This window comes from Lysobacter oculi (genome assembly GCF_003293695.1).
GTDB classification, from domain to species: Bacteria; Pseudomonadota; Gammaproteobacteria; order Xanthomonadales; family Xanthomonadaceae; genus Solilutibacter; species Solilutibacter oculi.
The window spans coordinates 2,109,764-2,135,410 of record NZ_CP029556.1; the positions used below are offsets into that span (position 1 = coordinate 2,109,764).

The 25,647-nt window shown below is 68.1% G+C and carries 24 protein-coding genes and 2 pseudogenes; 14 read left to right on the top strand and 12 right to left on the bottom strand.

Going from position 1 to position 25,647, the window contains the following annotated elements:
* Positions 1 to 4: 4 nt before the first annotated feature.
* Positions 5 to 1,118, bottom strand: a pseudogene (locus DCD74_RS10175) (PA0069 family radical SAM protein).
* Between the two features lie 51 nt (positions 1,119 to 1,169).
* On the opposite strand from DCD74_RS10175, the pseudogene cls reads away from it, so the two are divergent.
* The 3 genes and pseudogenes from cls to DCD74_RS10190 all read left to right on the top strand — a co-directional run bounded on the left by cls (position 1,170) and on the right by DCD74_RS10190 (position 3,930).
* Positions 1,170 to 2,646, top strand: a pseudogene (gene cls, locus DCD74_RS10180) (cardiolipin synthase).
* Between the two features lie 94 nt (positions 2,647 to 2,740).
* On the top strand, positions 2,741 to 3,172 hold the full coding sequence (locus DCD74_RS10185; protein ID WP_112927207.1) for a hypothetical protein: 432 nt from the start codon (positions 2,741 to 2,743) through the stop codon (positions 3,170 to 3,172).
* Positions 3,169 to 3,930, top strand: coding sequence for a pyridoxine 5'-phosphate synthase (locus DCD74_RS10190; protein WP_112927208.1), 762 nt, complete (start codon positions 3,169 to 3,171; stop codon positions 3,928 to 3,930). The genes DCD74_RS10185 and DCD74_RS10190 overlap by 4 nt, the downstream gene beginning before the upstream one ends.
* Before the next feature lie 57 nt (positions 3,931 to 3,987).
* Here the strand turns inward: DCD74_RS10190 and DCD74_RS10195 are convergent, their stop codons facing one another.
* The 11 genes from DCD74_RS10195 to dnaA all read right to left on the bottom strand — a co-directional run bounded on the left by DCD74_RS10195 (position 3,988) and on the right by dnaA (position 15,958).
* Positions 3,988 to 4,404 carry an ExbD/TolR family protein gene (locus DCD74_RS10195; protein ID WP_112927209.1) on the bottom strand — a complete coding sequence of 139 codons (417 nt, stop codon included), beginning with the start codon at positions 4,402 to 4,404 and terminating at the stop codon, positions 3,988 to 3,990.
* An 11-nt stretch (positions 4,405 to 4,415) separates the two neighbouring features.
* The gene (locus DCD74_RS10200) at positions 4,416 to 4,856 is read right to left on the bottom strand and encodes an ExbD/TolR family protein (RefSeq protein ID WP_112927210.1); all 441 of its coding nucleotides are present in this window, start codon (positions 4,854 to 4,856) and stop codon (positions 4,416 to 4,418) included.
* A gap of 55 nt (positions 4,857 to 4,911) precedes the next feature.
* Positions 4,912 to 5,658 carry a MotA/TolQ/ExbB proton channel family protein gene (locus DCD74_RS10205; RefSeq protein ID WP_112927211.1) on the bottom strand — a complete coding sequence of 249 codons (747 nt, stop codon included), beginning with the start codon at positions 5,656 to 5,658 and terminating at the stop codon, positions 4,912 to 4,914.
* Between the two features lie 59 nt (positions 5,659 to 5,717).
* Positions 5,718 to 6,389, bottom strand: a complete 672-nt coding sequence (locus DCD74_RS13100; RefSeq protein ID WP_112927212.1) for an energy transducer TonB — start codon at positions 6,387 to 6,389, stop codon at positions 5,718 to 5,720.
* A gap of 130 nt (positions 6,390 to 6,519) precedes the next feature.
* Positions 6,520 to 7,623: a tetratricopeptide repeat protein gene (locus tag DCD74_RS10215; RefSeq protein ID WP_112927213.1), complete on the bottom strand. Its 1,104-nt coding sequence runs from the start codon at positions 7,621 to 7,623 to the stop codon at positions 6,520 to 6,522.
* Between the two features lie 114 nt (positions 7,624 to 7,737).
* On the bottom strand, positions 7,738 to 8,562 hold the full coding sequence (locus tag DCD74_RS10220) for a M48 family metallopeptidase (protein WP_112927214.1): 825 nt from the start codon (positions 8,560 to 8,562) through the stop codon (positions 7,738 to 7,740).
* An 81-nt stretch (positions 8,563 to 8,643) separates the two neighbouring features.
* Positions 8,644 to 9,516 (bottom strand): CPBP family intramembrane glutamic endopeptidase, encoded by an 873-nt coding sequence (locus DCD74_RS10225; RefSeq protein ID WP_112927215.1) that lies wholly within the window; start codon positions 9,514 to 9,516, stop codon positions 8,644 to 8,646.
* Between the two features lie 34 nt (positions 9,517 to 9,550).
* Positions 9,551 to 12,001, bottom strand: a complete 2,451-nt coding sequence (gene gyrB, locus DCD74_RS10230; protein WP_112927216.1) for a DNA topoisomerase (ATP-hydrolyzing) subunit B — start codon at positions 11,999 to 12,001, stop codon at positions 9,551 to 9,553.
* A gap of 96 nt (positions 12,002 to 12,097) precedes the next feature.
* The gene (gene recF / locus DCD74_RS10235; protein WP_112927217.1) at positions 12,098 to 13,177 is read right to left on the bottom strand and encodes a DNA replication/repair protein RecF; all 1,080 of its coding nucleotides are present in this window, start codon (positions 13,175 to 13,177) and stop codon (positions 12,098 to 12,100) included.
* Between the two features lie 75 nt (positions 13,178 to 13,252).
* A complete protein-coding gene (dnaN, locus tag DCD74_RS10240; protein ID WP_112927218.1) occupies positions 13,253 to 14,350 on the bottom strand; it encodes a DNA polymerase III subunit beta in 1,098 nt (365 codons plus the stop codon).
* Between the two features lie 243 nt (positions 14,351 to 14,593).
* The gene (gene dnaA, locus DCD74_RS10245) at positions 14,594 to 15,958 is read right to left on the bottom strand and encodes a chromosomal replication initiator protein DnaA (protein ID WP_112927219.1); all 1,365 of its coding nucleotides are present in this window, start codon (positions 15,956 to 15,958) and stop codon (positions 14,594 to 14,596) included.
* A gap of 165 nt (positions 15,959 to 16,123) precedes the next feature.
* On the opposite strand from dnaA, the gene rpmH reads away from it, so the two are divergent.
* From rpmH to DCD74_RS10300, 11 genes are all read left to right on the top strand, one after another.
* The gene (gene rpmH, locus DCD74_RS10250) at positions 16,124 to 16,264 is read left to right on the top strand and encodes a 50S ribosomal protein L34 (protein WP_112927220.1); all 141 of its coding nucleotides are present in this window, start codon (positions 16,124 to 16,126) and stop codon (positions 16,262 to 16,264) included.
* Positions 16,265 to 16,332: 68 nt separating this feature from the next.
* Positions 16,333 to 16,785, top strand: coding sequence for a ribonuclease P protein component (rnpA, locus tag DCD74_RS10255; protein WP_112927221.1), 453 nt, complete (start codon positions 16,333 to 16,335; stop codon positions 16,783 to 16,785).
* Positions 16,782 to 18,500, top strand: coding sequence for a membrane protein insertase YidC (gene yidC, locus DCD74_RS10260; RefSeq protein WP_112927222.1), 1,719 nt, complete (start codon positions 16,782 to 16,784; stop codon positions 18,498 to 18,500). The genes rnpA and yidC overlap by 4 nt, the downstream gene beginning before the upstream one ends.
* Positions 18,501 to 18,538: 38 nt before the next feature.
* Positions 18,539 to 19,903 (top strand): tRNA uridine-5-carboxymethylaminomethyl(34) synthesis GTPase MnmE, encoded by a 1,365-nt coding sequence (gene mnmE / locus DCD74_RS10265; protein WP_237049593.1) that lies wholly within the window; start codon positions 18,539 to 18,541, stop codon positions 19,901 to 19,903.
* Between the two features lie 133 nt (positions 19,904 to 20,036).
* A complete protein-coding gene (ccoN, locus tag DCD74_RS10270) occupies positions 20,037 to 21,482 on the top strand; it encodes a cytochrome-c oxidase, cbb3-type subunit I (RefSeq protein ID WP_112927223.1) in 1,446 nt (481 codons plus the stop codon).
* Positions 21,483 to 21,491: 9 nt separating this feature from the next.
* Complete coding sequence (gene ccoO, locus DCD74_RS10275) at positions 21,492 to 22,124, top strand: cytochrome-c oxidase, cbb3-type subunit II (protein WP_112927224.1); 633 nt, start codon at positions 21,492 to 21,494, stop codon at positions 22,122 to 22,124.
* Between the two features lies 1 nt (position 22,125).
* Entirely contained in the window at positions 22,126 to 22,302 is a 177-nt protein-coding gene (locus DCD74_RS10280; protein ID WP_112927225.1) for a cbb3-type cytochrome oxidase subunit 3, read from the top strand.
* On the top strand, positions 22,299 to 23,267 hold the full coding sequence (gene ccoP / locus DCD74_RS10285; RefSeq protein ID WP_237049594.1) for a cytochrome-c oxidase, cbb3-type subunit III: 969 nt from the start codon (positions 22,299 to 22,301) through the stop codon (positions 23,265 to 23,267). The genes DCD74_RS10280 and ccoP overlap by 4 nt, the downstream gene beginning before the upstream one ends.
* A complete protein-coding gene (locus tag DCD74_RS10290) occupies positions 23,267 to 23,563 on the top strand; it encodes a hypothetical protein (protein WP_112927226.1) in 297 nt (98 codons plus the stop codon). The genes ccoP and DCD74_RS10290 overlap by 1 nt, the downstream gene beginning before the upstream one ends.
* 7 nt (positions 23,564 to 23,570) lie before the next feature.
* Positions 23,571 to 25,130, top strand: coding sequence for a 4Fe-4S dicluster domain-containing protein (locus DCD74_RS10295; protein WP_112927227.1), 1,560 nt, complete (start codon positions 23,571 to 23,573; stop codon positions 25,128 to 25,130).
* Complete coding sequence (locus DCD74_RS10300) at positions 25,130 to 25,639, top strand: FixH family protein (protein WP_112927228.1); 510 nt, start codon at positions 25,130 to 25,132, stop codon at positions 25,637 to 25,639. The genes DCD74_RS10295 and DCD74_RS10300 overlap by 1 nt, the downstream gene beginning before the upstream one ends.
* The last annotated feature ends 8 nt before the right edge of the window (positions 25,640 to 25,647 follow it).

Below are 25,647 nucleotides of genomic sequence, written 5' to 3' on the forward strand. Positions count from 1 at the left end.
GGCTTCAGAACAGTTCGCCCTGCGGCGTCGGTGTGCGCGGGGCCACGAACTTCGACATGTCCAGCGCCGGCATGCCCGGAAAGCCCAGCCGCGCACGCGCCTTGCGGACGCGCTGGCTGATCAGCTGGGCGAACGGGCCTTCGCCGCGCATCCGGGTGCCGTAGCCGCTGTCGTAATCCCGGCCGCCGCGCATCTGCTGGATGAGGCTCATCACGTGCGCGGCGCGGTCGGGATAGTGCAGCGCCAGCCACTCGCGCCAGATCTCCTTGAGCTCGTGCGGCAGCCGCAGCAGCACATGGCCCACCGACCGACTGCGCGCCGGCCGCGTGGTGCACCGCTTCCAGGATGTGTTCGATCTCGTGGTCGGTGATCATCGGGATGACCGGTGCCAGCAGCACGCCGACCGGCACGCCGGCTTCCCGCAAGGCTTCGATGTTGCGCAGCCGCGTGTGCGGCGCGGCGGCGCGCGGTTCCAGTTTCGATGACAGCCGGTTGTCGAGCGTGGTGACCGACACCATCACGTGGACCAGGTCGAGCCGGGCCAGCTTGGTGAGCAGGTCGATGTCGCGGGTGATCAGCGACGACTTGGTGACGATCGACACCGGGTGCCGCGTTTCCAGCAGCACCTCAAGACAGTCGCGGCTGATCCGGTGTTCGCGCTCGACCGGCTGCCAGCCATCGGTATTGATGCCCAGCGCGATCGGATGCGGCACGTAGCCCGGCTTCGCCAGTTCCACCCGCAGCCGTTCCGCCGCATTGGTCTTGGCCGAAATCCTGGTCTCGAAGTCGAGCCCCGGCGACAGGTCCAGGTAGGCGTGCGAGGGCCGCGCGAAGCAATACACGCATCCATGCTCACACCCCCGATACGGGTTGATCGACTGCGAGAAGCCGACATCCGGCGAATCGTTGCGGCTGATGATGCTGCGGGCGCGCTCGATGCGCACTTCGGTGCGCGGCGCGGCCGCGGGGTCGGTGTCGTCGCTGGCGTAGAGCGAGCCCCAGCCGTCGTCCTCGCCGGCGCTGACGGTTTTCTCGAAGCGCCCGCTCACCTGCGAGGCCGCGCCGCGGCCCTTGATCGCCTCCGCCTTCGGCATCCTGATTTTGTGCGGTAGCGCCATCCGGTTAGCCTAGCGGGGCGAGATCGCAGGAAGTGCGATACGGAGCCCGCGATGCTGCAAGATCTTCTGAACGCGCTGAACACCGCCTGGGACGCGCTCTGGGCGATCCCCCACATCAAGACCTGGCTGACGCTGGGCTGGCTGGCCTACCTGGCCTGGCTGGGCGGCTGGATCATCCTGCAGAAGCGCGAGCCGGCCGCCACGCTCAGCTGGCTGATGAGCCTGGCCTTCCTGCCCTACGTCGGCTTCCTCATCTATTACCTGCTGGGCCCGCAGAAGATCGAACGCCACCGCCTGCGCCGCGCCCGCCGCCACGTGAAACTGGCCGCGATCGACGACGAAAGCGACAACCCCGAGTACGCGGAACTGCAGCGCATGGTGCAGGCGACGACGGGCTTCCCGCCGGCCTCTGCGCGACGCATCGAACTGCTGGTCGATGGCGGCCACAAATACCCGCGCCTGCTGGCCGACATCGCCGCCGCCGAGCGCGAGGTCCACGCCGAGTACTACATCTACGATCCGGACGAGAACGGCGCGGCGATGCGCGATGCGCTGGTCGCCGCCGCGCGTCGTGGCGCCAAGGTGCGCCTGCTGCTGGATGCGGTGGGCTCGAAGAAGTCGTCGCGGAGATTCTTCCAGCCGCTGATCGATGCCGGCGGCGAACTCGCCTGGTTCCACCCGATGCGCTTCGGGCGTTTCTGGAAATTCTGGAAGCGGCCCTGGCTCAACCTGCGCACCCATCGCAAAATCGTGCTGATCGATGGCCGCATCGCCTACACCGGGCGGCATCAACATCACCGACGCCCAGGACGAACGGCTGCGGGATGACGCCTACCGCGACCTCCACCTGCGCATCGAAGGCAACGTGGTGCGCGAGCTGCAGCAGGTCTTCGTCGAGGACTGGATCTACGCCACCGACGACCGCGGGCTGATTTCCGGCGTGGTCCAGGGCATGCCGCCGGTGGTGCCGGGCCACATCCCGGTGCAGATCATCACCTCGGGGCCGGACTCGCAGTGGGAGGCGATCCACCGCGCGCATGTCTCGGCGATCCACGCCGCCAGCCGGCGGGTGTGGATGACCACGCCCTATTTCGTACCGGGCGAGGCGGCGATGATGGCGCTGACCACCGCCGCGATGGGCGGCATCGACGTGCGCCTGATGGTGCCGAAGATGAGCGACAGCAAGCTGGTCACCTATGCCGCGCGGTCCTATTACGACGCGCTGCTGCGCGCCGGGGTCAAGATCTACGAGTACGGGCCGCGCATGCTGCACAGCAAGACCCTGCTGGTCGATGACGACCTGGCGATGATCGGCAGCGCCAACTTCGACCACCGCAGCTTCCGCCTGAATTTCGAAGTGCAGGCGCTGATCCACGACTCCGGCGTCGCCGCCGAGCTGGAGAAACTGGTCGAAGGCGAATTCGCCCACGCCCCGCGCGTGCGCGAGCCCGGCGGCGAGGAACGCCGGCCGCTCTGGACCGCGCGCCTGCCCGAAGCCGTCGCCCGGCTGATGTCGCCGCTGCTCTGAGTCCGCACCAGCGGTCGTGGCGGCGGGCCGGGCGGCGCCTCCCGTTGCCGGCCGTGCCGCTACACTCTGCCTCGCCGCCCCCGAGGACATCGCCATGTACTGGTTGCTGTTGCCCGTTGCCGCGCTCGCCCTGTTCCTGGGCCTGCGCACGCCCTCAGCCGGGCTCATGGCCCTGTGGTTACTGGTGATGCTGGCCAGTCTGGGCGGCTGGCTGTGGTTGCGTTACCGGCAGCTGTTCCCGGCCCGCGCGGCGATCGAGCTCACCCCGCTCGACCCGGCCGAACTCGCCCGCCTGCGCGCACAGACCGTCGCCAACCGCGAAGCCGCGGAAGTCGCGCGCCTCGCCGCCGAAGCCGAGGCCGCCCACCCCATCCACCCGGTCACGCCCACGCTGCACATCCCGCAGCCCGTCGAGCCGGAGACGGAACCCGCCCCGGTGCCGCAACGCCCACTCACCGGCCGTGCCGTGTTCGCCCTGCCCGACGATCCGCCGCGGGTCATCTCGCCGGGCGACCGCGCGCTGTGAGCGCGCGCCTCAGCGTCAACGTCAACAAGATCGCCGTCCTGCGCAACTCGCGCGGCGGCCACGAACCCGATGTCGTCCGTGCCGCCCGCGCCTGTCTGGATGCCGGCGCCGACGGCATCACCGTGCATCCACGCCCCGACGCCCGCCATATCCGCGCCGATGACGTCCACGCGCTGGCCGCGCTCTGCGGCGAGTACGAGGTCGAGTTCAATCTGGAAGGCAACCCCTTCGCCCCGCCCCGCCCCGGCTACCCGGGCTTCCTCGCCCTGTGCGAGGCGGTGCGCCCGGCCCAGGCCACCCTGGTCCCCGATGGCGACGGCCAGGTCACCTCCGACCACGGCTTCGATTTCGGCGATGCGGAACTCGAAGCCCTCAAGCCGCTGGTCGCGCAGCTGAAAGCGCTCGACTGCCGGGTCAGCCTGTTCGCCGATGCCGGCCACCCGGCGCTGGCCCGTGCCGCCGAATGTGGCGCCGACCGCGTCGAGCTCTACACCGGCCCCTATGCCGAGGCCCATGCCCAGGGCGACCTGTCGGCGCTGGCCACCTGTGTCGAAGCCGCCGCCCGCGCGCGTGCCGTCGGGCTCGGCGTCAATGCCGGCCACGACCTGTCGCAGGCCAACCTCGGCGATTTCCTGCGCGCCATCCCGGCGGTCGAGGAAGTCTCGATCGGCCACGCCCTCATCGGCGAAGCGCTCTACGCCGGGCTGCAGCCCACCGTCCGCGCCTACCTCGCGATCATAAAAAACGCCGCCCGTTAGGGGCGGCGTCGATCCACTCATGTCGAAGCGGGCGTGGCGTGCACGCCCGCGAATGGCTTACTCGGGTTGCACGAACCCGATTTTCTGCATTTCTGCGTTCTTGGCTGCGGCCAGGACCCGCGCGAGCACTTCGTATTCGGCGTCGTCGTTGGTCTGGATCTGCAGCTGAGGCTGATTGGTCGGGTCCTTCTGGACTTCCGACGTCATCATGTTTTCCAGCGCGCTGATCGGCGTCGGCGAATCGTTCCAGAACACCTGGCCCGAGGCGTCGATGCGCAGCTTGATCGGCTCCGGCGGATCCTTCGGCTTCTCGATGTCCGGCGGCGTCGCCTGCGGCAGGTCGATCTTGATCGGGTACGACTGGATCGGCATGGTCACCATGAAGATGATCAGCAGCACCAGCATCACGTCGACCAGCGGCGTGACGTTGATGTCCGCCATCGGCCCCTTGCCACCACCTGAAGTAAATGCCATCGCGGTTCTCCTTACTTCTTCTTTTCGCGCGTGGCCACGTAACCGATATCCAACATGCCCTGCTGCTGGGCGATCTTGGTGATCTCGTTGATGGTGCGCAGTTTGGTGGTGCGGTCGCCGCGCAGGTTGAGCGGCGGCTGCGGTTGCTTCTGGGCCGCGCTGGACAGGCGGCTTTCGATCATCTCGCGGGTGACGGGTTCGTCATTCCAGAACAGATCGCCGGCCTCGGTGACCGAGATCGTGATCGGCGTGGCGCCCTTGTTCCGCTTCTCGTCAGCCTGCTTGATTTCCGGACGCAACTCGGCGCGCGGCAGCTCGACCTTGGTCTTGTTGTTCATCAGCGGCGTCGTGATCATGAAGATGATCAACAGCACCAGCATCACGTCCACGAGGGGCGTGACGTTGATGTCGGCCATGACGCCGCCGCTGTCGTTTCCGCTACTCATTGCCATGGTGCAGGATTTCCTTGGTCGAACTTAGCGTGGAGTGAGCCGGGGAGCCGCTGGATCAGCGGCCCACCTCGCCGACGCGCGCACCGGTGGCGAAGAAGTCGTGCAGGTCATGCGCGAAGGTGTCGAACTTGGCGTTGGTGACGCGGTTCAGGCGGCTGAAGAAGTTGTACGCCAGCACCGCCGGGATCGCCACGAACAGGCCGAGCGCGGTCATGATCAGCGCTTCACCCACCGGGCCGGCCACGGCCGAGATGGAGGCGTCGCCCGACGAACCGATGCGGATCAGCGCGTGGTAGATGCCCCACACGGTACCCAGCAGGCCGACGAACGGCGCGGTGGCACCGACAGTGGCGAGCACGGTCAGGCCGTTCTCGAGGCCCGAGCTCTCGCGGGTCACGGCCTGGCGCAGGGCGCGGTCGACGAACTCGGAGCGGTTCAGCGACTCGGCGAGGCGCGAACCCTCGTGACGCTGGTGGTGGGCGGCGGCCTGGGCGGCATCGAGCGCGATCTTGGAGAACGGCTCGGACTTCGGCTGCTCTTCCATGTAGCGGATCGCGTCCTGCGCGTTCGGGGTTTGCCAGAAGGTGCCGGTCACGCGGTCGGCGCTGCCGCGCAGGCGCATGTTCTTCACCAGGTTCACGACGATCCAGTACACGGAAAGCAGCGAGAAGATGGCCAGGGTGATGAAGACGATCCAGCCGACGAGGTCGAAGTTCTGGATCAGATGGCCGAAGCTCATCTGCTGGAGCGCTTCGGCATTGTTGCCGCCGGCGGCGGGCGTGGTGGTGGGCTGCTGCAGCATGACGCTTACCTTTATTGAGTGGATAAAGAGACCCAGCGGGTCAAACAGGGGTGGAACGATTACAGTGTGAAATTGATGTCGATGTAGCCGCTGCCATCGCCCGAACCCGGGCACAGGCGGGCGCGCTTGACCGCGGTGGTGGCGGCGCGATCGAGATCGCGGTTGCCACTGCCCTTGGCCACCGAGGCGCCGGTGATGGCACCCGAGTTGGCGTACTGCACCAGCACCTTCACCGTACCCGTGATGCCGGCACGCATGGCTTCACGCGGGTATTCCGGACTCGGGCGCGTGCACATGCTGGCGCTCAGGTCACCCGACGGCGGGCTCGGACGGGCCGGCGGCTGGGTCGGCGGTGCGGGCGGAGCCGGCGGCGGGGCCGGCACGTCCACCGCACGCGGGGTGTCGGTGATGATCGGCGGCTGTTCCGGCGGCGGCGGCGTGACCGTCTTCGGCTGCGGCTGCGGCGGAGTCGGCGCCAGCTTGATCTGCTTGGGCGGTTCCTTCGGCGGCGGCGGCGGCGGCGGCGGCGGCGGCGGCGGTTCAATGAACTGCACGTCGACGCGGTCGGCCTGCTCGTCAGCGGATGGCGGCGGCGAGACCGGGGCCATCAGCAGCATCAGCGCGGCGACATGCACCGCGATGGCGGCCGAGATGCCCGCGATCCGGGCCCAGTTCAAGCCTTCGTCCCGGTCGTCTTCCTGATACTCGTAGCGGGCGGTGGTTTCCGTCATGCGCTGGCTCGTTGTTGTCGGGGCGCCGGGCGCCCGGGTCATGGAAGTGCCGGCAACCGGCAGGAACCATTTAGCTTATACCAATCCCGGCGGCTTGCACCACACACCGCCGGGGCTTTTGCCTACGGCATCACTTCGGACTGGCCAGCCGCTGGGCTTCGGCGGTGTTCTTGACACCCTTCTTCAGCGCCTGCTGCGCGGCGTTGCGCTGCTCGGCCTTCTTGCCCTGGTTGTTGTAGACCTTGGCAAGGTTGAGCCAGGCCTCGCCATCGGACATCAGCGGTGCGGCCAGCGCGTAGTACTTGGCGGCGGCATTGAGGTCGTCGGCGAAGAACGCCTGGTTGGCGACGATCGCGTAGGCCTTGCCGAGGTCCTCGTTCTTCTGCAGCACGCCCTTGGCGGCGCCCTCGTCGATCACCGCGGCCGCCTGCTTCCAGTGGTTGTCCTCGTTCAACAGGCCCGAATAGAGCGCGCGGTATTCGCGGTCCTCGGTGAGTTGGCCCTTCTTCTGCGCGTCCAGCAGCAGCTTGTTGGCTTCGGCGAAGCGGTCGGACTGCTGCAGGGTGGCGACGGTGTTCATCAGCAACTTCTTGTCGCCCGGGTTCTTCGCCAGCAGTTCGGCGAACAGCTTGGACGCCTCGTCGTTGCGGCCGGCCGCCGACAGCAGGCCCGCCTTCATCGACAGGTACTTCGGATCGTCGGTCTTGGTCTCGGCGAGGAACCGGTCCAACGTCTTGATCGAGGCATCCCACTGCTCAAGCTGCGACTGGGTGGCCGCCAGGTTGCTCATGACGCGGTAGTGGCTGTTGTTGTCGAGGCCGTTGGCGTCGATCGCGGCCTGGAAGTACTGGGCCGACTTGGCGATGTCGTTGGTCTCGGCGGCGGCGACGGCCGCCAGCTGGTACGCGAAGGCCTTCTCGTAGGCATTGGTGGTCGCCTCGGCGAACGGCACGGCCTTGGCCAGCAGGCCGGTGTAGTTCTGCTCGTCGTAGGCCTTGCTGATTTCCTGCAGGGTCTTGATGCCCTTTTCGGTGGCGCGCGTCTTCGGCTCTTCGCGGGTGGCCTGCGGGAACTGCGGCGCTTCCTTCTGCTCGGCGGCGGCGGCGGCCTGCTTCTTCTCCTGGTTGCGGCGCTCCTGGCGGCGCTCGGTCATCTGGGCGAAGGCGGGGGTGGCGATGGCGGCGCAGACGGCCAGCGAAATCGCGGCGGTCAGGGCGCGGCGGGGGGTGTTCATGGGGAACTCCTGTTCTGGTGGTGCCCGAGGCGGGCGCAGACGTTGGAAATTAACAGAATGCGCCCGGTTCCCGAAGCTGTCCCGTCCCGCTTGTTCAGCTGCAATGGGCGCGGATCAGCCGCAGTTCGGCTTGCGGCCGGCCGCCCGCGCCTGCAGGTAGGCGGGCATCAGGCCGGCGGCGCGCTGGTTGAGCTCGGACAGGCGCGACTGCGGATCCGGGTGGGTGGACAGCCATTCCGGCTGGCGGTTGCCGCTGGCCGCGATCATGTTCTGCCACAGGTTGACCATCTGCCGGGGATCGAAGCCGGCACGCGCCATCAGCTGCTGGCCGACCACGTCAGCCTCGCTTTCTTGGGTGCGCGAACCCGGCAGCAGGAAGCCGGTCTGGGCGAGGATGCTGCCGCCCTGCATCGCCGCATCGCCGATCCCCTGCCCGTAACGGGCGCCGAGGATGGCGCCAGCCACCTGCAGCGCACCCTGGGTGCCGAGCTGGCGGGTGATGCGCTCGTTGTGGTGGTTGGCGATGACGTGGCCGATTTCATGGGAAATTACCCCGGCCAACTGGTCCTGGGTCTTCGCCACGCCGAAGATGCCGGTGTACAGGCCGACCTTGCCACCCGGCAGCGCGAAGGCGTTCGGGTTGCTGTCGACGAACACCGCCGACTCCCAGCGATAGCGCTGCTGCCAGTCGGCCGGCAGTTCGCGGACCAGCGCATTGACCACGCAGCTCGCGTAGGCGCGCTGGCGGCTGTCATTGGTCTGCGCCTTCTGCGCCTTCATCTGCGCGAACGCCTGTTCGCCCATCTGGTCCAGCTGCTGCTGGGAAACGCCACCGACGATCTGCTTGCGGCCGGTCGGCGAGGTCGTGGTGGCGCAGGCGGTGATGGCGAGCGCCACCGCGGCGGACAGCAACAGGGTGCGGGATGTGCGAAGGCGCATGTCAGGTTTCCTGAAGGGACAGGTGGGAACCCGGTTGTACGCCGGGCCTGTTCAATGGCGTGTCAACGGTACGCGACAGCTTCAGCTGCCGATGCCGGCCATCAACATCGCGCAGGCCAGCAGGTTGTTGGTGGCGTGGGCGAGGATCGCCGCCCACAGCGTGCCGCGACGCCGGTAGATCCAGGCGAAGCTCGCGCCCATCAGCGCGTAGAACACCAGCAGGATCAGGGTCATCGGCCACGGCGCCCCGGTGGTGCCGGGGATCTCGTGCATCAGCGCGAACAGCAGGCTGCTGGCGACGATGCCGGCCATCGGCTTGCCGGCCGCCCACAGCCGCCCGAACAGCACCCGGCGGAACAGCAGTTCCTCGGCCAGCGGCGCCATCAGCACGGCGACGAACAGCAGCAGCATCGGCGAGAACGCCAGCGCCTGTTCGAGCATCTGCAGGTTGCTGGGTTCCGGTACGTGCCCGAATCGCTCCAGGAGCATCATCAGCGCGGTACTGGCCACGAACAGGCCGACGCCGACGCCGATGCCTTCCAGCCAGGTGCGCGGCTGCATGGCCGCGGCGCGCGAACGCGCGATTTCCTCGTTCGATGCGCGACGCCGCCAGCGGTAGACGAGGCCGGCGGCGGCCAGCATCGCCAGGCTGCCCACCACCAGCAGCGGCACGGCACCGGGTTCGCCGATGGCACGGGTGAAAGCGGCGCCGTCCGCGGCGAGTTCCGGGCCGCGGGTGGCCACGACCTGCATCGCGCGGACGATGCCCCAGACGATCATCCCGACCAGCGTGGTGGCCAGCAGCAGCCCCATCGCCATCAGGAAATCCAGCACGAAGCCGAGCCAGGGCCGCGGCGGACGGGCCGGCGGGGATACGGGCTGCGGAATGCCCGACGCCGCCCCGATGGGCGGCGTGGGCTCGATGGAAGCGGGCACGGGCGGTGGCGTGTTCATCCGGCCATTCTGTCAGGCCGGCACGCCCGCCGGGCTACACGTCGAGGTTGGCGACCTTGAGCGCGTTGTCCTCGATGAACTCGCGGCGCGGCTCGACCACATCGCCCATCAGGCAGGTGAAAATCTGGTCGGCGGCGACCGCGTCCTCGATCCGCACCTGCAGCAGGCGGCGGGTTTCCGGGTTCACCGTGGTGTCCCAGAGCTGCTCGGGGTTCATTTCGCCGAGGCCCTTGAAGCGCTGGATCTGGCGGCCGCGCTTGGCCTCCTCCAGCAACCAGGCCTGCGCGTCGGCAAAGCTCGACACCGCCTGCGCGCGGTTGCCGCGCATGATCTGGGCGCCGTCGCGGATCAGGCCATGCAGCACCGCGGCGGCTTCGCGCAGGGCCTTGAGCTCGCCGAATTCGAAGATCGACAGCGGCAGCACCTGGGTCAGTTCCTCGCCCATGTGCAGGCGGGTGATCAGCAGCGCCGCCGGGTGGCCCTCGGTGGCCGGCTGGATGCGCAGCGAATAGCGCGGCTTGCCGAGGCCGGTGCGGTTGAGCCGCGCGGCCAGCGCGTCGAGCTCGTGCGCCTCGTCGGTGTTGGCGGCCAGCGAAGCGGCATCGAGCGGGGTGAAGTCGATCAGCGACTCCAGCACGATCGGGTCGAAGCGGTGCGCGCTGCGGGCGATCGCCGCGCGGGCTTCGGCGAAGGCCATCAGCAGCTTCTCCAGCGCCGCGCCCTCGATCGCCGGTTCGTCGGTCGCGGGAACGAGCGAAGCGCCCTCCACCGCGTTGTTGGCGAGGTAGGCGTCGAGCGCCGCGTCGTCCTTCAGGTACAGCTCGTTCTTACCCTGCTTGATCTTGTAGAGCGGCGGCAGGCCGATGTAGACGTGGCCGCGCTCGATCAGCTCCGGCATCTGCCGGTAGAAGAAGGTCAACAGCAGGGTGCGGATGTGGCTGCCGTCGACGTCCGCGTCGGTCATCAGGATGATGCGGTGGTAGCGCAATTTATCCGGGTTATATTCATCCTTGCCGATGCCGGTGCCCAGCGCGGTGATCAGCGTGCCGACCTCGGCCGAGGCCAGCATGCGGTCGAAACGGGCGCGTTCCACGTTCAGGATCTTGCCCTTGAGCGGCAGAATCGCCTGCGTCTTGCGGTTGCGGCCCTGCTTGGCCGAGCCGCCGGCGGAGTCACCCTCGACGATGAACAGCTCGGACAGCGCCGGATCCTTCTCCTGGCAGTCGGCCAGCTTGCCCGGCAGGCCGGCGATATCCAGCGCGCCCTTGCGGCGGGTCAGGTCGCGGGCCTTGCGGGCGGCCTCGCGGGCGCGGGCGGCATCGACGATCTTGCCGGCGATGGCACGGGCCTCATTCGGGTGTTCCTGGAGAAACTCCTCCAAACGTGCACCGAACGTGCTCTCAACGACCGGCCTCACCTCGGAACTGACCAGCTTCTCCTTGGTCTGGCTGGAAAAGCTCGGGTCCGGCACCTTGACCGACAGCACGGCGATCATGCCTTCGCGCATGTCGTCGCCGCTCAGGTTGACCTTGGCCTGCTTGGCGATGCCGCTCTGCTCGATGTAGTTGGTCAACGTGCGGGTCAGCGCTGCGCGGAACCCCTGCAGGTGGGTGCCGCCGTCCTTCTGCGGGATGTTGTTGGTGAAGCAGAACATCGTTTCCTGGTAGGCGTCGGTCCACTGCAGGGCCACGTCCACGGTGATGCCGTTCTGCTCGCCGGTCACCGAGATCACGTTCGGGTGCAGCGGGTTCTTCAGCTGCGCCAGATGCTCGACGAAGCTGCGGATGCCGCCTTCGTACTGGAACGTGGTGGTCTCGCCCTCGCCGCGCTCGTCGCGCAGCACGATCTTGACGCCGGAATTGAGGAAGGACAGCTCGCGCAGGCGGCGGGCCAGGATGTCGTAATGGAATTCGGTGTCGGTGAACACTTCCGACGACGGCCAGAAGCGCACCACGGTGCCACGCTTGTCGCCCTGGTCACCGACCCGGCGCGTGGGGGCCATGACCTCGCCCAGCTTGAATTCAACCTGGTGATGGCCGCCGTCGCGCCAGATATCCAGGGTCAGCTTGTCGGACAGCGCGTTGACCACGCTCACGCCGACGCCGTGCAGGCCGCCGGATACCTTGTAGCTGTTGTCGTCGAACTTACCGCCGGCGTGCAGCACGGTCATGATGACCTCGGCCGCCGAGACGCCCTCTTCCTTGTGGATGTCGACCGGGATGCCGCGGCCGTTGTCGCTGACCGAGACCGAACCGTCCTGATGGATGGTCACGGTGATGTCGTCGGCGTGGCCGGCCAGCGCCTCGTCGATCGAGTTGTCGACCACCTCGAACACCATGTGGTGCAGGCCGCTGCCATCATGCACATCGCCGATATACATGCCGGGGCGCTTGCGGAGGGCCTCAAGGCCGCGGAGGACGGTGATCTTGCTGGAATCGTAATTCGTGTTCGGCTGGCCCTGCGGGGCCTCGGTCGCTTCCGTCATGCGGATGGGAACTCCAGTGGGGCGCAGCCGGGAAGGCGCGCCGGAAGGCGGTTTTTCGATGCCTGATTGTACCACCCGGGGCCTGCCGGCCCGGGCTCAGTCCTGCCGCCGGACCTGTCCGTGTTCCACGTGGAACATGCGGATCGGCAGTCCTTCCAGCTCCGGTGGTGCCTCGACGCCGGTCATGAAGACCTGCGCCCCACCCGCCAGCAGCTCGTCCAGCACCCGGCGGCGATGACGGGCGTCCAACTCCGAAGCGAAGTCATCGAGCAGCACCACCGGCCATTCGCCGCGTGCCGCATGCAGGTGTCGTGCCTGCGCCAGCAGGCAGGCCAACGCGACCAGCTTGGCCTGGCCTCGCGAATAGGGCTCGCGATCGGGCCGGGCGACGAAATCCACCCGCCAATCCGCGCGATGCGGCCCGACGCCGGTATGACCCAGGGCCAGGTCACGTTCGCGGCCCAGCAGCAGCGCATCGGCCAGCGACAGGGTGTCCTGCTTCCAGCCTGCCTGCAGGGTCAGCGCGGCAATCCCGAACGACGGCAGCAGCTGCTCGGTGACCGCCTGCAGGTGCGGGAGCAAGGCGGCGACGTAGTCCTCGCGTTGGCGTTGCAGGGGTTCGGCGGCCTCGGCCAGCTCATAGTCCCAGCTGTCGAGCTGCGGCCCGGCGTTGCGCGCCTTGAGCAGCGCATTGCGTTGCTTCAGCGCCCGGGCATAGCGCCGCCATTGACGGAGGTAGTCCGGTTCCACGTGGAACAACCCCCAGTCGAGGAAGCGTCGGCGCGGCTCACCGCCACCTGAAACCAGCGCATGGCTGGTCGGCTCGAAGGTGGTGACTGCCACGGCCGCACAGAGATCGCCCAGTTGCGCCACGGATTCGCCATCCAGCCGGCCTTCCCAGTCGCCGCCCGCATGCCGCATCCCGACCTTGTGCGGGCGATCTCCACCATCCAGCCATTCCGCGTACACCTGCAGGGACGGCGCCCCCGTCGCGATCAACCCGTCGCGCACCCGGCCACGGAAGCTGCGCCCGTAGCCGAGCAGATGGATTGCTTCCAGCACGCTGGTCTTGCCGGCGCCGTTTTCGCCCACCAGCAGGTTGACGCCGGCGGCCGGTTCCAGCCGTGCTTCGGTGATCGAGCGCACCGCGCCGATATCGAGCCGGGTGATCCGCACCTCAGCCGACCCCGCATGCGAAACCGCCCGGACGGGCCGGGCGGTCGTGTTTCACGTGGAACATCGCTGGCGACATCAGAGGCGAAGCGGCATCACCACGTGCCGGCTGCGGTCGTTGCCGGCTTCCTGCACCAGGGCGGAGGAATTGGCATCGCGCATCGAGATGATGACCTGCTCGTCGCGCAGGGCGGTCAGGGCATCCAGCAGGTAGGTGACGTTGAAGCCGATAGCCAGGCCGTCGACCTTGGTCTCGGCCTCGACATCCTCCTGCGCCTCTTCCTGCTCCGGATTGTTGGTCTGGATGCGCATCTGGCCGGGCGAGACTTCCACCCGCACGCCGCGGTATTTCTCGTTCGACAGGATCGCGGCGCGCTGCAGGGCGGCACGCAGGGCCTCGCGGTCCACCTTGACCTGCTTGTCGGCGCCGATCGGGATCACCGCCTCGTAATCGGGGAAGCGGCCGTCGATCAGCTTGCTGGTGAAGGTGACATCGTCGCGCTTGACCCGGATGTGGCTGCGGCCGAGTTCCAGGTCCAGCACGCGGTCGCCGCCTTCCAGCAGGCGCTGCAGTTCCTGCACGCCCTTGCGCGGCACGATGATCTGGCGCTTCTGGCCGCCCTGTTCCAGCGGCGCTTCGCACAGGGCGAGGCGGTGGCCGTCGGTGGCGACGCAGCGCAGGCTGGCATCGCGCAGGTCGAACAACAGGCCGTTGAGGTAGTAGCGCACGTCCTGCTGGGCCATCGCGAAGGCGGTGCGATCAATCAGTTCCTTGAGTGCGGATTCCGGCACGCGGATGTGCTCGGTGGCATCGACCTCGTCGATCGAGGGGAAGTCGTTGGCCGGCAGGCTGGACAGGCTGAAGCGGCTGCGGCCGGCCTGCACGCTGATCTTGTCGCCGGACTGGCTGACCGTGATCTTGCTGCCGTCGGGCAGGGCACGGACGATGTCGAAGAACTTGCGCGCCGGGATGGTGGTTTCGCCCGCCTCGGTGTCCTGGGCATCGGCCCGCGCGATCATCTCGACTTCCAGATCGGTACCGGTCAGCGAGATCCGCCCGTCCTCGACCTGCAGCAGCAGGTTGGCCAGCACCGGCAGGGTTTGCCGGCGTTCGACCACGTTGACCACCTGGGCCAGGGGTTTCAACAGGGCTTCGCGTTGCAGGGAGAAGCGCATCAGAGGATTCCTTGGGGCGTCGTGGCCATCTAGCTTTTAAGGATGGATAACTTCAAAAGATGGTGGTGCTGGAGGGGCCGGATTTCCGGGAAAACGACTTCAACCCCTTGATTCAAAACAATATTTCAGATCACAAACCGGGCTGGAAACTGGCGTACAAAGGTGGAGCATCCTGTGGACAACTTTTCCCTCGATTTGCATCCCCAACTTATCCACAGCCGCGGCACAGGCCCATCCAGAGACTTATTCGGTGAGCTTGCGCAGCAGTTTGTCCCAGTCCTCGTGCAGCTTCGGGTCGCTGTCCACCAGGCTGCGGACCTGCTTGCAGGCATGCAGCACCGTGGTGTGGTCGCGCCCCCCGAAGGCGTCCCCGATTTCCGGCAGGCTGTGGTCGGTCAACTCCTTGGCCAGCGCCATCGCCACCTGCCTGGGACGGGCAAGCGAGCGGGTGCGGCGCTTGGACAGGAGATCCCTGAGCGGCAGCCCGTAGTAGTCTGCCACGGTCTTCTGGATGTTGGGGATGGACACCAGCGCCTGCTGCGCGCGCAACAGGTCGCGCAGGGTTTCCTGGGCGAACTCGGCGGTGATCGCGCGGCCGGTGAAGTTGGCCCGCGCGGCCAGCGTGTTGAGCGCGCCTTCCAGGTCGCGGACGTTGGAATGCATGCGCTTGGCCAGCAGGAAGGCGACATCCTCCGGCAGCTGCACACCGCGCTCGCGGGCTTTGGCCAGCACGATCTGGGCGCGGGTCTCGAAGTCGGGCGGGTCGATCGCCACCGACAGGCCCCAGGCCAGCCGCGACTTCAGCCGGGCTTCCAGCCCCTCCACCTCGCGCGGGTAGCGGTCGCAGGTCAGGATGATCTGCTGCTTGCCGTCGAACAGGGTGTTGAAGGTGTGGAAGAACTCCTCCTGCGTGCGGTCCTTGCCGGCGAAGAACTGGATGTCGTCGATCAGCAGGGCGTCGATCTGCTGGAAACGCCGCTTGAACTGGTCGGCGGTGCGTTCCTGCAGGGCACGGAAGAACTCGTTGTAGAACTCGTTGGAGCGCATGTAGAGCACGCGCGCGGCCGGGTTGATCCGGCGCATCTCGTTGCCGGCGGCGAACATCAGGTGGGTCTTGCCCAGCCCGGTGCCGCCGTAGAGCAGCAGCGGGTTGTGGAGGCGGTCGCCCGGTTTCTGCGCGGCCTGCCAGGCGGCGGCGCGCGCCATCTGATTGCTGCGGCCCTCGACGAAATTGTCGAAGCTGTAATGACTGTCGATGTTGCCGAAGAACGGTTCGGCGGTGGGCATCGGGCGCGCCGGGTACATCGGCGCCGAGGGGGCCGCGGGGCGCGCCTGGGGCAGGGTGCCGATCTCCAGCTGGACTTCCGGGCTGCCGGCGAAGTGCGCCAGCAGCTCGCGGATGCGCGGCAGGTAGCGGGCCCGCACCTCGTCCACCACGAAGGCGTTCGGCGCGTAGAGCACCATCGCGTGCGCCTGCGGGCTGGCCTGCAGCGGCTTGAGCCAGGTGTGGACGTCTTCCAGCGGCAATTCCGCGGCGAGGCGTTCCATGCACAGCGGCCAGGGATCGGACGGGGTAAGCGGGTCGGGCGGGAGCGGGGAAGGCGTCATCGGGCGGTCGGGCTGGCTCTGGACTCGCCAGACAAACCGGCGTGCAGGACCGCTGAGGTTAGCACCGGCGCCGCCCGCGCGGAGGCCTAGGGCGGGGCCGGGTTGACCGCACCCGGAATCAGGCGCTAGAATTTTCGGTTCTGTTTATTCAATCGGTCCTGATCCATGGCCACCAAGCGCACTTTCCAGCCCAGCAACCTCAAGCGCAAGCGCGACCACGGTTTCCGTGCCCGCATGGCGACCGCCGACGGCCGCAAGATCCTGGCCCGTCGCCGCGCCAAGGGCCGCAAGGTCCTGTCCGCCTGATCCGCCCGGCCGGCGCAGCGTTGCGCCGCCCACGGTTTCCGGCGCGCAGGCCTGCCCCTGACGCTGCAATGACACCTTCCGCACCCGCCCGTTTCCCGAAAACGGCGCGGGTGCGTTTGCCTGCGCAGTACCGGCGTGTGTTCGAGAACGCCCGCCGCGTCCACCATCCCGCCTTCACCCTGCACGTGGCGCCGCCGGCCGAGACCGACGCCGGCGCGACGTTGGGCCTGGCGGTCTCGCGCAAGGTCGATCCGCATGCGGTCGGCCGCAACCGCATCAAGCGCGTGCTGCGCGACGCCTTCCGTCGCCATCGCGCGCTGATGGCGGCCCGCGCGCTGGTGGTGGTGGCCAAGCCCGCCGCCGGCAAACTCGACAACGCGGCGCTGGCAAGCGCCTTCCTCGACACCCTGCGCCGTGCCGGCGCGTTGCCGCGTCCGGATGCGACCGGCACAATGCGCGGCGATTCCCTTCCCCAGCACCCCGGGCCGCGCGATCGGCCTGACATGAGCACGCCTGAATGAACCAGACCCGCCTTTTCCTTCTCTTCGCCTGGCTGATGGTGGCGACGCTGCTGTGGATGGAGTGGGGCAAGGAGCAGCAGGTCGCGCATGCGCCGGCCGCCGCCGTGGCCCAGGTGGCCGCGCCGCCGGCGATGGTGCCGGGCCAGCCTGCGGCAGCGCCCGCCAATGCGGTGCCGGTCGGCAACGTGCCGGTGGCCCCGGGCCAGGCGCCGGTGTCGAAAGCCGCGCCGTCCGCGCCGGAAGTCGTCGCCAGCACCGACGTGCTGCGGCTGACGCTCGATGGCGGCAGCGTGCGCGAGGCCGACCTGCTGCGCTACCCGCAGACCCAGGACGCGGGCAGCCCGCCAGTGGTGCTGTTCGATGCCGACCCGGCGCGGTTCTACGCGGCGCAGAGTGGCTGGGTGGGCGTCAACGGCGCCGCGGCACCGAACCACCAGTCGGGCTTCGTGCCGGCCGAGCCGGGCAAGGCCTATACGCTGGGCGCCGGCCAGGACACGCTGGAAATCCCCTTCGTCTGGAACGGGCCGGAAGGCGTCAGCATCCGCCGCACCTATGTATTGAAGCGCGGCAGCTATGCGGTGGAAGTGCGCGATGTCGCGACCAACGCCGGCGCGGCGCCGTGGACCGGCTATGTCTACCGCCAGCTGGTGCGCGTGCCGCCGCAGCTGAAGTCGAACATGTTCCACCCGGAGTCCTACAGCTTCCGCGGCGCGACCTGGTACAGCAAGGAGGGCGGCTACGAGCGTCGCCGCTTCGACGACTATCTGGATGACGGCAAGCTCGACCAGACCATCGGCGGCGGCTGGCTGGCGATGCTGCAGCACCACTTCTTCACCGCCTGGATCCCGCAGGCGGACCAGCCGGCGCTGTACGCGCTCGACCAGCAGGGCGGCGCGGCTTCGATCTCGGCCACCGGCCCGCAGTTCACCCTGGCGCCGGGCCAGAGCGCGACGACCGCCGCACGCCTGTGGGTGGGCCCGAAGCAGGTCGACCTGATCCAGGCGCAGGGCGTGCCCAAGCTCGACCGCGCGGTGGACTACAGCCGTTTCGACATCTTCGCCATGCTCGGCGAGGGCCTGTTCTGGGTCCTGTCCAAGCTGCACGCGCTGATCGGCAACTGGGGCTGGGCGATCATCGGCCTGGTGGTGCTGCTGAAGATCGCGCTGTTCCCGCTGTCGAACGCGCAGTACAAGTCGGCGGCCAAGATGCGCAAGTTCCAACCGCGCCTGGCCCAGCTGAAAGAGCGCTACGGCGACGACAAGCAGAAGTTCCAGCAGGCGATGATGGAGCTCTACAAGACCGAGAAGATCAACCCGGTCGGCGGCTGTCTCCCGGTCATCCCGCAGGCGATCATCTTCATGACCCTGTACTGGGTGCTGTCGGAGGCGGTGGAACTGCGCCACGCGCCGTGGATCGGCTGGATCGAGGACCTGACCGCGCGCGACCCTTACTTCATCCTGCCGGTGCTCAACGCCGCGATCATGATCGCCACCCAGCACATGATGCCGATGACGCCGGGCATGGACCCGATGCAGCAGAAGATGATGAAGGCGATGCCGATCGTGTTCGGCGGCCTGCTGGCCTTCCTGCCGGCCGGCCTGGTGCTCTACCAGGTGGCCAACGGCGGCCTCGGCCTGATCCAGCAGTGGTACATGCTGAAGAAATACGGCGACACGCCCGCCAAGGGCGCGCCGGCGAAGACGCCGAAGAAGTGACGACGACGGGCCCCCATCGCGGGCCCGAAGTTTTTGCGATGCTGCCAACCATGGGCGAAGACGCATCCCCGCACCCGCGCGACACCCTGGTCGCCATCGCCACCGCCGCCGGCGCGGGCGGGGTGGGGATCGTGCGGCTGTCCGGGCCGCGCGCCATCGCCATCGCCGAAGCCGTCTGCGGCCGCGCCCTGCCGGTGCGCGAGGCCTGCTACACGCGCTTCCGCGACGCGGGCGGCGAGGTCATCGACGACGGCATCGCGCTGGTGTTCCGCGCGCCGGCCAGCTTCACCGGCGAGGACGTCGCCGAACTGCAGGCGCACGGCAGCCCGGCGGTGCTGCGGCAGCTGGTGGATGTCGCGATCAGCCACGGCGCGCGCCAGGCCGGGCCCGGCGAATTCAGTGCCCGTGCCTTCGACAACGGCAAGCTGGACCTGGCCCAGGCCGAGGCGCTGGCCGACCTGATCGCGGCCGGCAGCGCACAGGCCGCACGCGCGGCGCGGCGTTCGCTCGACGGCGCGTTCTCGCGCGAGGTGGAAGCCCTCGCCGAGCGGCTGATGGCGCTGCGGGTACAGGCGGAAGCGGCCATCGACTTCGCCGACGAGCCGCTGGAGACCCTGTCCGAAGCGCGGCTCGGCGCGACCCTGGCCGGGATCCGGAGCGACCTCGCCCACCTGCTCGCCCGTGCCGAAGCCGGGCAACGGCTGCGCGACGGCCTGCACGCGGTGATCGTCGGACCGCCGAACGCCGGCAAGAGTTCGCTGCTCAACGCGCTGGCCCGCAGCGAGCGCGCCATCGTCACCGAGATCGCCGGCACCACCCGCGACCTGCTTCGCGAAACCGTGCGCGTCGGCGACATCGAACTGACCCTGGTCGATACCGCCGGCCTGCGCGAGACCGAGGACGCCATCGAGCGCGAGGGCATCCGCCGCGCGCATGCCGAACTGGCGCAGGCCGACCTGGCGCTGGTGGTGGTGGATGCGCGCGCGCCGGACGCCGCCGAGGCGCTGCTGGCCGGGCTGGCCGAAGTGCCGCAGCGCCTCGTCATCCACAACAAGGCCGATCTGCTCGATGACGCGGCGGCCGCCATGCCCGGCGATGCCCTGCGCGTATCCGCGCGCGACGGCCGCGGGCTCGACGCGCTGGCGGCGGCGATCAACGCGATCGCCCGCAGCGACCTGGCGGCGGGCGAGGGCGCCTTCAGCGCCCGTGCGCGCCATGTCCGCGCGCTGGCCGACTGCGGCGAGTGGCTCGCCCGCGCCGACGGCGAACTGCGGGCCGCGCAGCCGGAACTGGCGGCGGAAGCGCTGCGGCTGGCGCAGGACGCGCTGGGCGACATCACTGGGCGCACCCTGCCGGACGATCTGCTGGGCGCGATTTTCTCGACCTTCTGCATCGGCAAATAGGCCGTGTGCTGGGCCGCGCGCGCGCAGGCGGCTAAACTAGGCGGTGAATACGCCCTCGTACGCCATTTGACTTCGATCAAGTGGGCGCGGGCGCAACGATTCGAAAATGGCTGGCCGCCGTGAGGATTGCGTAATGGACAACAACCCCAAGGGTTTCTACAACGACAAGGTGGTGATGCAGTTCGCCATCGCCACCGTGATCTGGGGCATCGTCGGGATGCTGGTCGGCGTGTTCATCGCCGCGCAGCTGTACTGGCCGGCCATGACCGACGGGATTTCGTGGCTGCAGTACGGCCGCCTGCGCCCGCTGCACACCAATGCGGTGATCTTCGCCTTCGGCGGATCGGCGTTGTTCGCCACCAGCCTGTGGTGCGTGCAGCGCACCAGCCACGTGCGGCTGATCTCCGACAAGCTGGCGGCCTTCGTGTTCTGGGGCTGGCAGGCGATCATCGTGGCCGCCGCCATCACCCTGCCGATGGGCTTCACCCAGAGCAAGGAATACGCCGAGCTGATCTGGCCGATCGACGTGGCCATCGCCGCGGTCTGGGTGGCCTACGCGGTGCTGTTCTTCGGCACCATCGCGATCCGCAAGGTCAAGCACATCTACGTCGCCAACTGGTTCTACGGCGGCTTCATCCTCGCCATCGCGCTGCTCCACATCGTCAACAGCCTGGCCATCCCGACCTCCTGGACGCAGTCCTACCCGGTGTACTCGGGCACGGTCGATGCCATGGTGCAGTGGTGGTACGGCCACAACGCGGTGGGCTTCTACCTGACCGCGGGCTTCCTCGGGATGATGTACTACTTCGTGCCCAAGGTCGCCGGCCGCCCGATCTACTCCTACCGCCTGTCGATCGTTCACTTCTGGGCGCTGATCTCGGTCTACATGTGGGCCGGCCCGCACCACCTGCACTACACCGCGCTGCCGGACTGGGTGCAGGGCGTGGGCATGGTGTTCTCGCTGATCCTGCTGGCGCCGTCGTGGGGCGGCGCGCTCAACGGCATCATGACCCTGTCGGGCGCCTGGCATAAGCTGCGCACAGACCCGGTGCTGAAGTTCCTCATCGTCTCCATCAGCTTCTACATGATGTCGACCTTCGAGGGCCCGATGATGTCGATCAAGACGGTCAACTCGCTCTCGCACTACACCGACTGGACGATCGGCCACGTGCACGCCGGCGCGCTGGGCTGGGTGGCGATGATCTCGCTCGGTTCCATCTACGCGCTGATCCCGTGGCTGACCCAGCAGAAGTCGATGTTCTCGACCAAGGCGGTCGACCTGCACTTCTGGCTGCACACGGTGGGCGTGGTGTTCTACATCGCCTCGATGTGGATCGCCGGCGTGATGCAGGGCCTGATGTGGCGCGCCACCAATGCCGACGGCACGCTGACCTACAGCTTCGTCGAAGCGCTCAACGCCACCTATCCCTACTACCTGGGCCGGTTGCTCGGCGGCCTGCTGGTGCTGGCCGGCATGGGCGTGATGGCCTGGAACGTGGTGAAGACGCTGCGTGCCGCCAATGCCGTCACCGCGCCGCAACCGGTGCTGCCGCCGCACGCTTCCGAAGCCCGCGCCTGAGGATCGACCATGAGCAATGACAACAACACGGGCTTCACCCACGAGAAGATCGAGAAGAACGTCGGCCTGATGGTGATCCTGGTCACCATCGCGGTCTCGTTCGGTGGCCTGGCGCAGATCGTGCCGCTGATGTTCCAGGCCGAGGCCGTGCAGCCGCTGCCCGGCGTCAAGCCCTACCCGGCGCTGGAGCTGGCCGGCCGCGACGTCTACATCCGCGAAGGCTGCTACAACTGCCACTCGCAGATGATCCGCACGCTGCGCTTCGAGACCGAGCGCTATGGCCACTATTCGCTGGCCGGCGAGTCGGTCTACGACCATCCGTTCCAGTGGGGCAGCAAGCGCACCGGGCCGGACCTGGCCCGCGTCGGCGGCCGCTATTCGGACGACTGGCACCGCGCCCACCTCAACAACCCGCGCGACGTGGTGCCGGAATCCAACATGCCGTCGTTCCCGTGGCTGGAGAAGGGCCACATCGACGCCCCCCAGCTGCAGGCCAACATGCGCGGCCTGACCAAGGTCGGTGTGCCCTACACCCAGGCCGACATCGACGGCGCCCCCGCCGCGGTCGCCGGCAAGACCGAACTGGACGCCGTGGTCGCCTACCTGCAGGGACTCGGCAAGCACGCGCCCAAGGGCAGCTGAGATGTTCTACGGCATCGTCACCCTCTGCCTGCTGGTGCTGTTCATCGTCGGCTGGGTCTGGGCATGGAGTCCGCGCCGCAAGCGTGATTTCGATGCCGCCGCCCGGCTGCCGCTGGACGATCAGGAAACCACGGCCCGCACCGATGCGGGTCAACGCAACAAGGAGCACTCACCGTGAGCGACTGGACCTCTTCCCTGGGCAGCGGATGGTCGATCTGGATCATCGTGCTGGTGCTCATCAACGTGCTGGGCTGCTGCTGGCTGCTGTGGAGCAATTCCAAGCGCCGCCCGGGCGATCCGGCGCCGGACGAGACCAGCCATGTCTGGGACGGTGACCTGACCGAATACAACAAGCCGATGCCGAAGTGGTGGATCAATCTGTTCTGGCTGACCATCCTGTTCTCGGTGGGCTACCTGATCTACTACCCGGGCTTCGGTGCGTTCGCCGGCGTCGGCAAGTGGACCTCGGCGGGCGAGATGAAGAAGGAGCAGGCGGTCGAGAACAAGAAGCTCGAAGCCGCCTTCGCGCCGTTCGCCGGCAAGCCGATCGACCAGCTGGCCGCCGACCCGAAGGCGGTGACGATCGGCAAGGGCATCTTCAACAACACCTGCGCCACCTGCCACGGCTCGGCGGCGAAGGGCGCGGTCGGCTATCCCAACCTCACCGACAACGTGTGGAAGTGGGGCGGCACGCCGGACGACATCCTGACCTCGATCCAGAAGGGCCGCGACGGCATCATGGCGCCGTGGGGCGACGTGCTGAAGGGCACCGGCGGCGACAAGGCGGTGGACTACGTGATCGCCTACGTGCGGACGCTGTCGCAGCCGGGCGCCAACCTGCAGAACGACTTCATGGCCAGCCAGGGCAAGAAGCTCTATGACGGCGTCTGCGTCAGCTGCCACGGCGCCGAAGGCAAGGGCAACACCCAGCTCGGCGCGCCCGACCTGACCGACAGCGACTGGCTGTACGGCGACAGCACCGCCAGCCTGCGCGAGACCATCAGCAACGGCCGCCATGGCGTGATGCCGGCGCACGGCGAGCTGCTGGGCGATACCCGTTCGCGCCTGGTCGGTGCCTATGTCTGGTCGCTCTCGCATGGGAGTGGCACGATGGCAGCCAAGCCCGCCGCAGCCGCGAACTGATGCCGGACTTCACCCAGCCGCAGTTCGATCATCCGCCCCGGCCGCTCGCACAGCGGATCGGGGCGATCGCGTGGCCGAGCTTCTTCGCCGCGTGCGTGGCGACGATGGTGTTCTTCGCCTTCGTCGACCCGATCACCCTGCGCGACCAGACGTTCCCCGACCTGCCGATGAGCCGTGCCATGGGCTACAGCCTCGGCTTCTTCATGTTCTGGCTGGCGACCGCGTCGTCCAGCTACTTCACCTGGATCCTGTTGCGCCCGGCCAGCCGTTTCAACCGCGCGCTTCCGCCGGAGTGACATCGCCATGAGCAAGAAGATCCCGCTGGACGTCGTCGATGACGCCGGCAATTCGTATTACGTCAGCGAGCGCAAGATCTACGCCCGCGAAGTCAGCGGACGCTTCGACCGCCTGCGCAAGATCGCGGTCTGGGTACTGCTGGGCATGTTCTACGTGTTCCCGTGGATCAACTGGGCCGGCCGCCAGTCGGTGCTGTTCGACCTGCCGGCGCGCAAGTTCTACGTCTTCGGGCTGACCTTCTGGCCGCAGGATTTCATCTTCCTGGCGATGCTGCTGATCATGGCCGGCCTGCTGCTGTTCTTCGTGACCGCGATCGCCGGCCGCCTGTGGTGCGGCTATGCCTGTCCGCAGACGGTGTGGACCGAGATCTTCATGTGGATCGAGAACGCGATCGAGGGGGATCGCGGCCGCCGTATGAAGCTGGACCAGATGCCGTGGAACCGCGAGAAGATCCTGAAGAAGGGCAGCAAGCACATCGCCTGGGCGCTGTTCGCGCTGTGGACCGGCTTCACCTTCGTCGGCTTCTTCACCCCGATCCGCGAGCTGTTCGAACGCGCGCCGCTGATCGCCAGCGGCTGGCAGTGGGGCGGCTGGGAAACCTTCTGGGTCTTCTTCTACGCGCTGGCCACCTGGGGCTTCGCCGGTTTCCTGCGCGAACAGGTCTGCAAGTACATGTGCCCGTACGCGCGCTTCCAGAGCGCGATGTTCGACCGCAACACCCTGATCATCGCCTACGACCCGATGCGCGGCGAACCGCGCGGCCCGCGCAAGCGGGGCCTGCAGAGCGTGCTGGAACGGGGACGCGGCCTGCTCGACAAGGTGCAGGCCTACGACTTCGTGTTCCGCGCCTCGGGCCACGCGGTCGCCGCCGATTCCGCCGCGCAGGCGCGCGGGCATACCGGCATGGCCGAGTTCCACCCGGTTCGCGAGCCGCTGCCGAAGTTCCCCGCCGAGGAGCTGGGCGACTGCATCGACTGCACCATCTGCGTGCAGGTCTGCCCGACCGGCATCGACATCCGCAACGGCCTGCAATACGAGTGCATCGCCTGCGGCGCCTGCATCGACGCCTGCGACGAGGTGATGGACAAGATGGGTTACCCGCGCGGGTTGATCCGCTATTCCACCCAGAACGCCATCGACAACAAGACCACGCATGTCCTGCGCCCGCGCGTGATCGTCTACGCGCTGCTGCTGGGCGGCATCTTCGCGGCCTGGGCCTGGGGCGTGACCCATCGCAAGCCGCTGATCGTCGAGGCGATGCGCGACCGCAACGCGCTCTACCGCGTGGTCGAGGGCGGCGAGACCGAGAACGGCTACACCCTGCGCGTGGTCAACAAGGACAACGTGGCGCGCACCTACGTGATCGACGTGAAGAACGCCGACGGCGTGCGGATGGGCAGCGGGCCGCTGACCGTCGAGGCCGAGCCCGAGGAAGTGCTGACGTTGCCGGTGTCGCTGCGTGCGCCGGCGACGGTGAAGGGCGCGAAGACCGTGCAGTTCGAGGTCAAGAGCACCGACGGCAAGGCGAGCCAGCAGATCGACAGCAAGTTCTTCGGGCCGATGTGATGGACGGACAGCCGCGCAAGGCCTATCGCGAACCGATGGTCTGGCTGGTCTTCGGGCTGCCGGCCGCGGTGGTGGTGGCGAGCATCGCGATGCTGGTCGTCGGCATCCGCCAGCGCGATGGCGGCGATGTCAGCGACAGCGTGCAGCGCACGGCGCAGATCCAGCAGACCGATCTGGGCGCCGACGAACGCGCGCAGGCGCTCGGCCTGCGGATGCTGCTGCGCGAGCGCGACGGGCGCATCGAGGCCCTGCCGGTCTCCGGTAATTTCCCGCGCGGGCAGACGCTGCGCCTGCTGGCCGAGCACCCCACCGACCGCGCGCTCGACCGCACGCTGATGCTGGCGCCGCAGGGCGCGGGCTGGCTGTCGAAGGAGGCGTTCGAGGACGCGCGCGTCCACGACTGGAAGTTCAGCCTGACCCCCGGCAACGAAAGCTGGCGCCTGCGCGCGCGCATGCCTAAGGCGCAGAGCGCGGTGGTGCTGGAGCCGGCCGTGCCGGCAGCGGAATGACCGCCGGG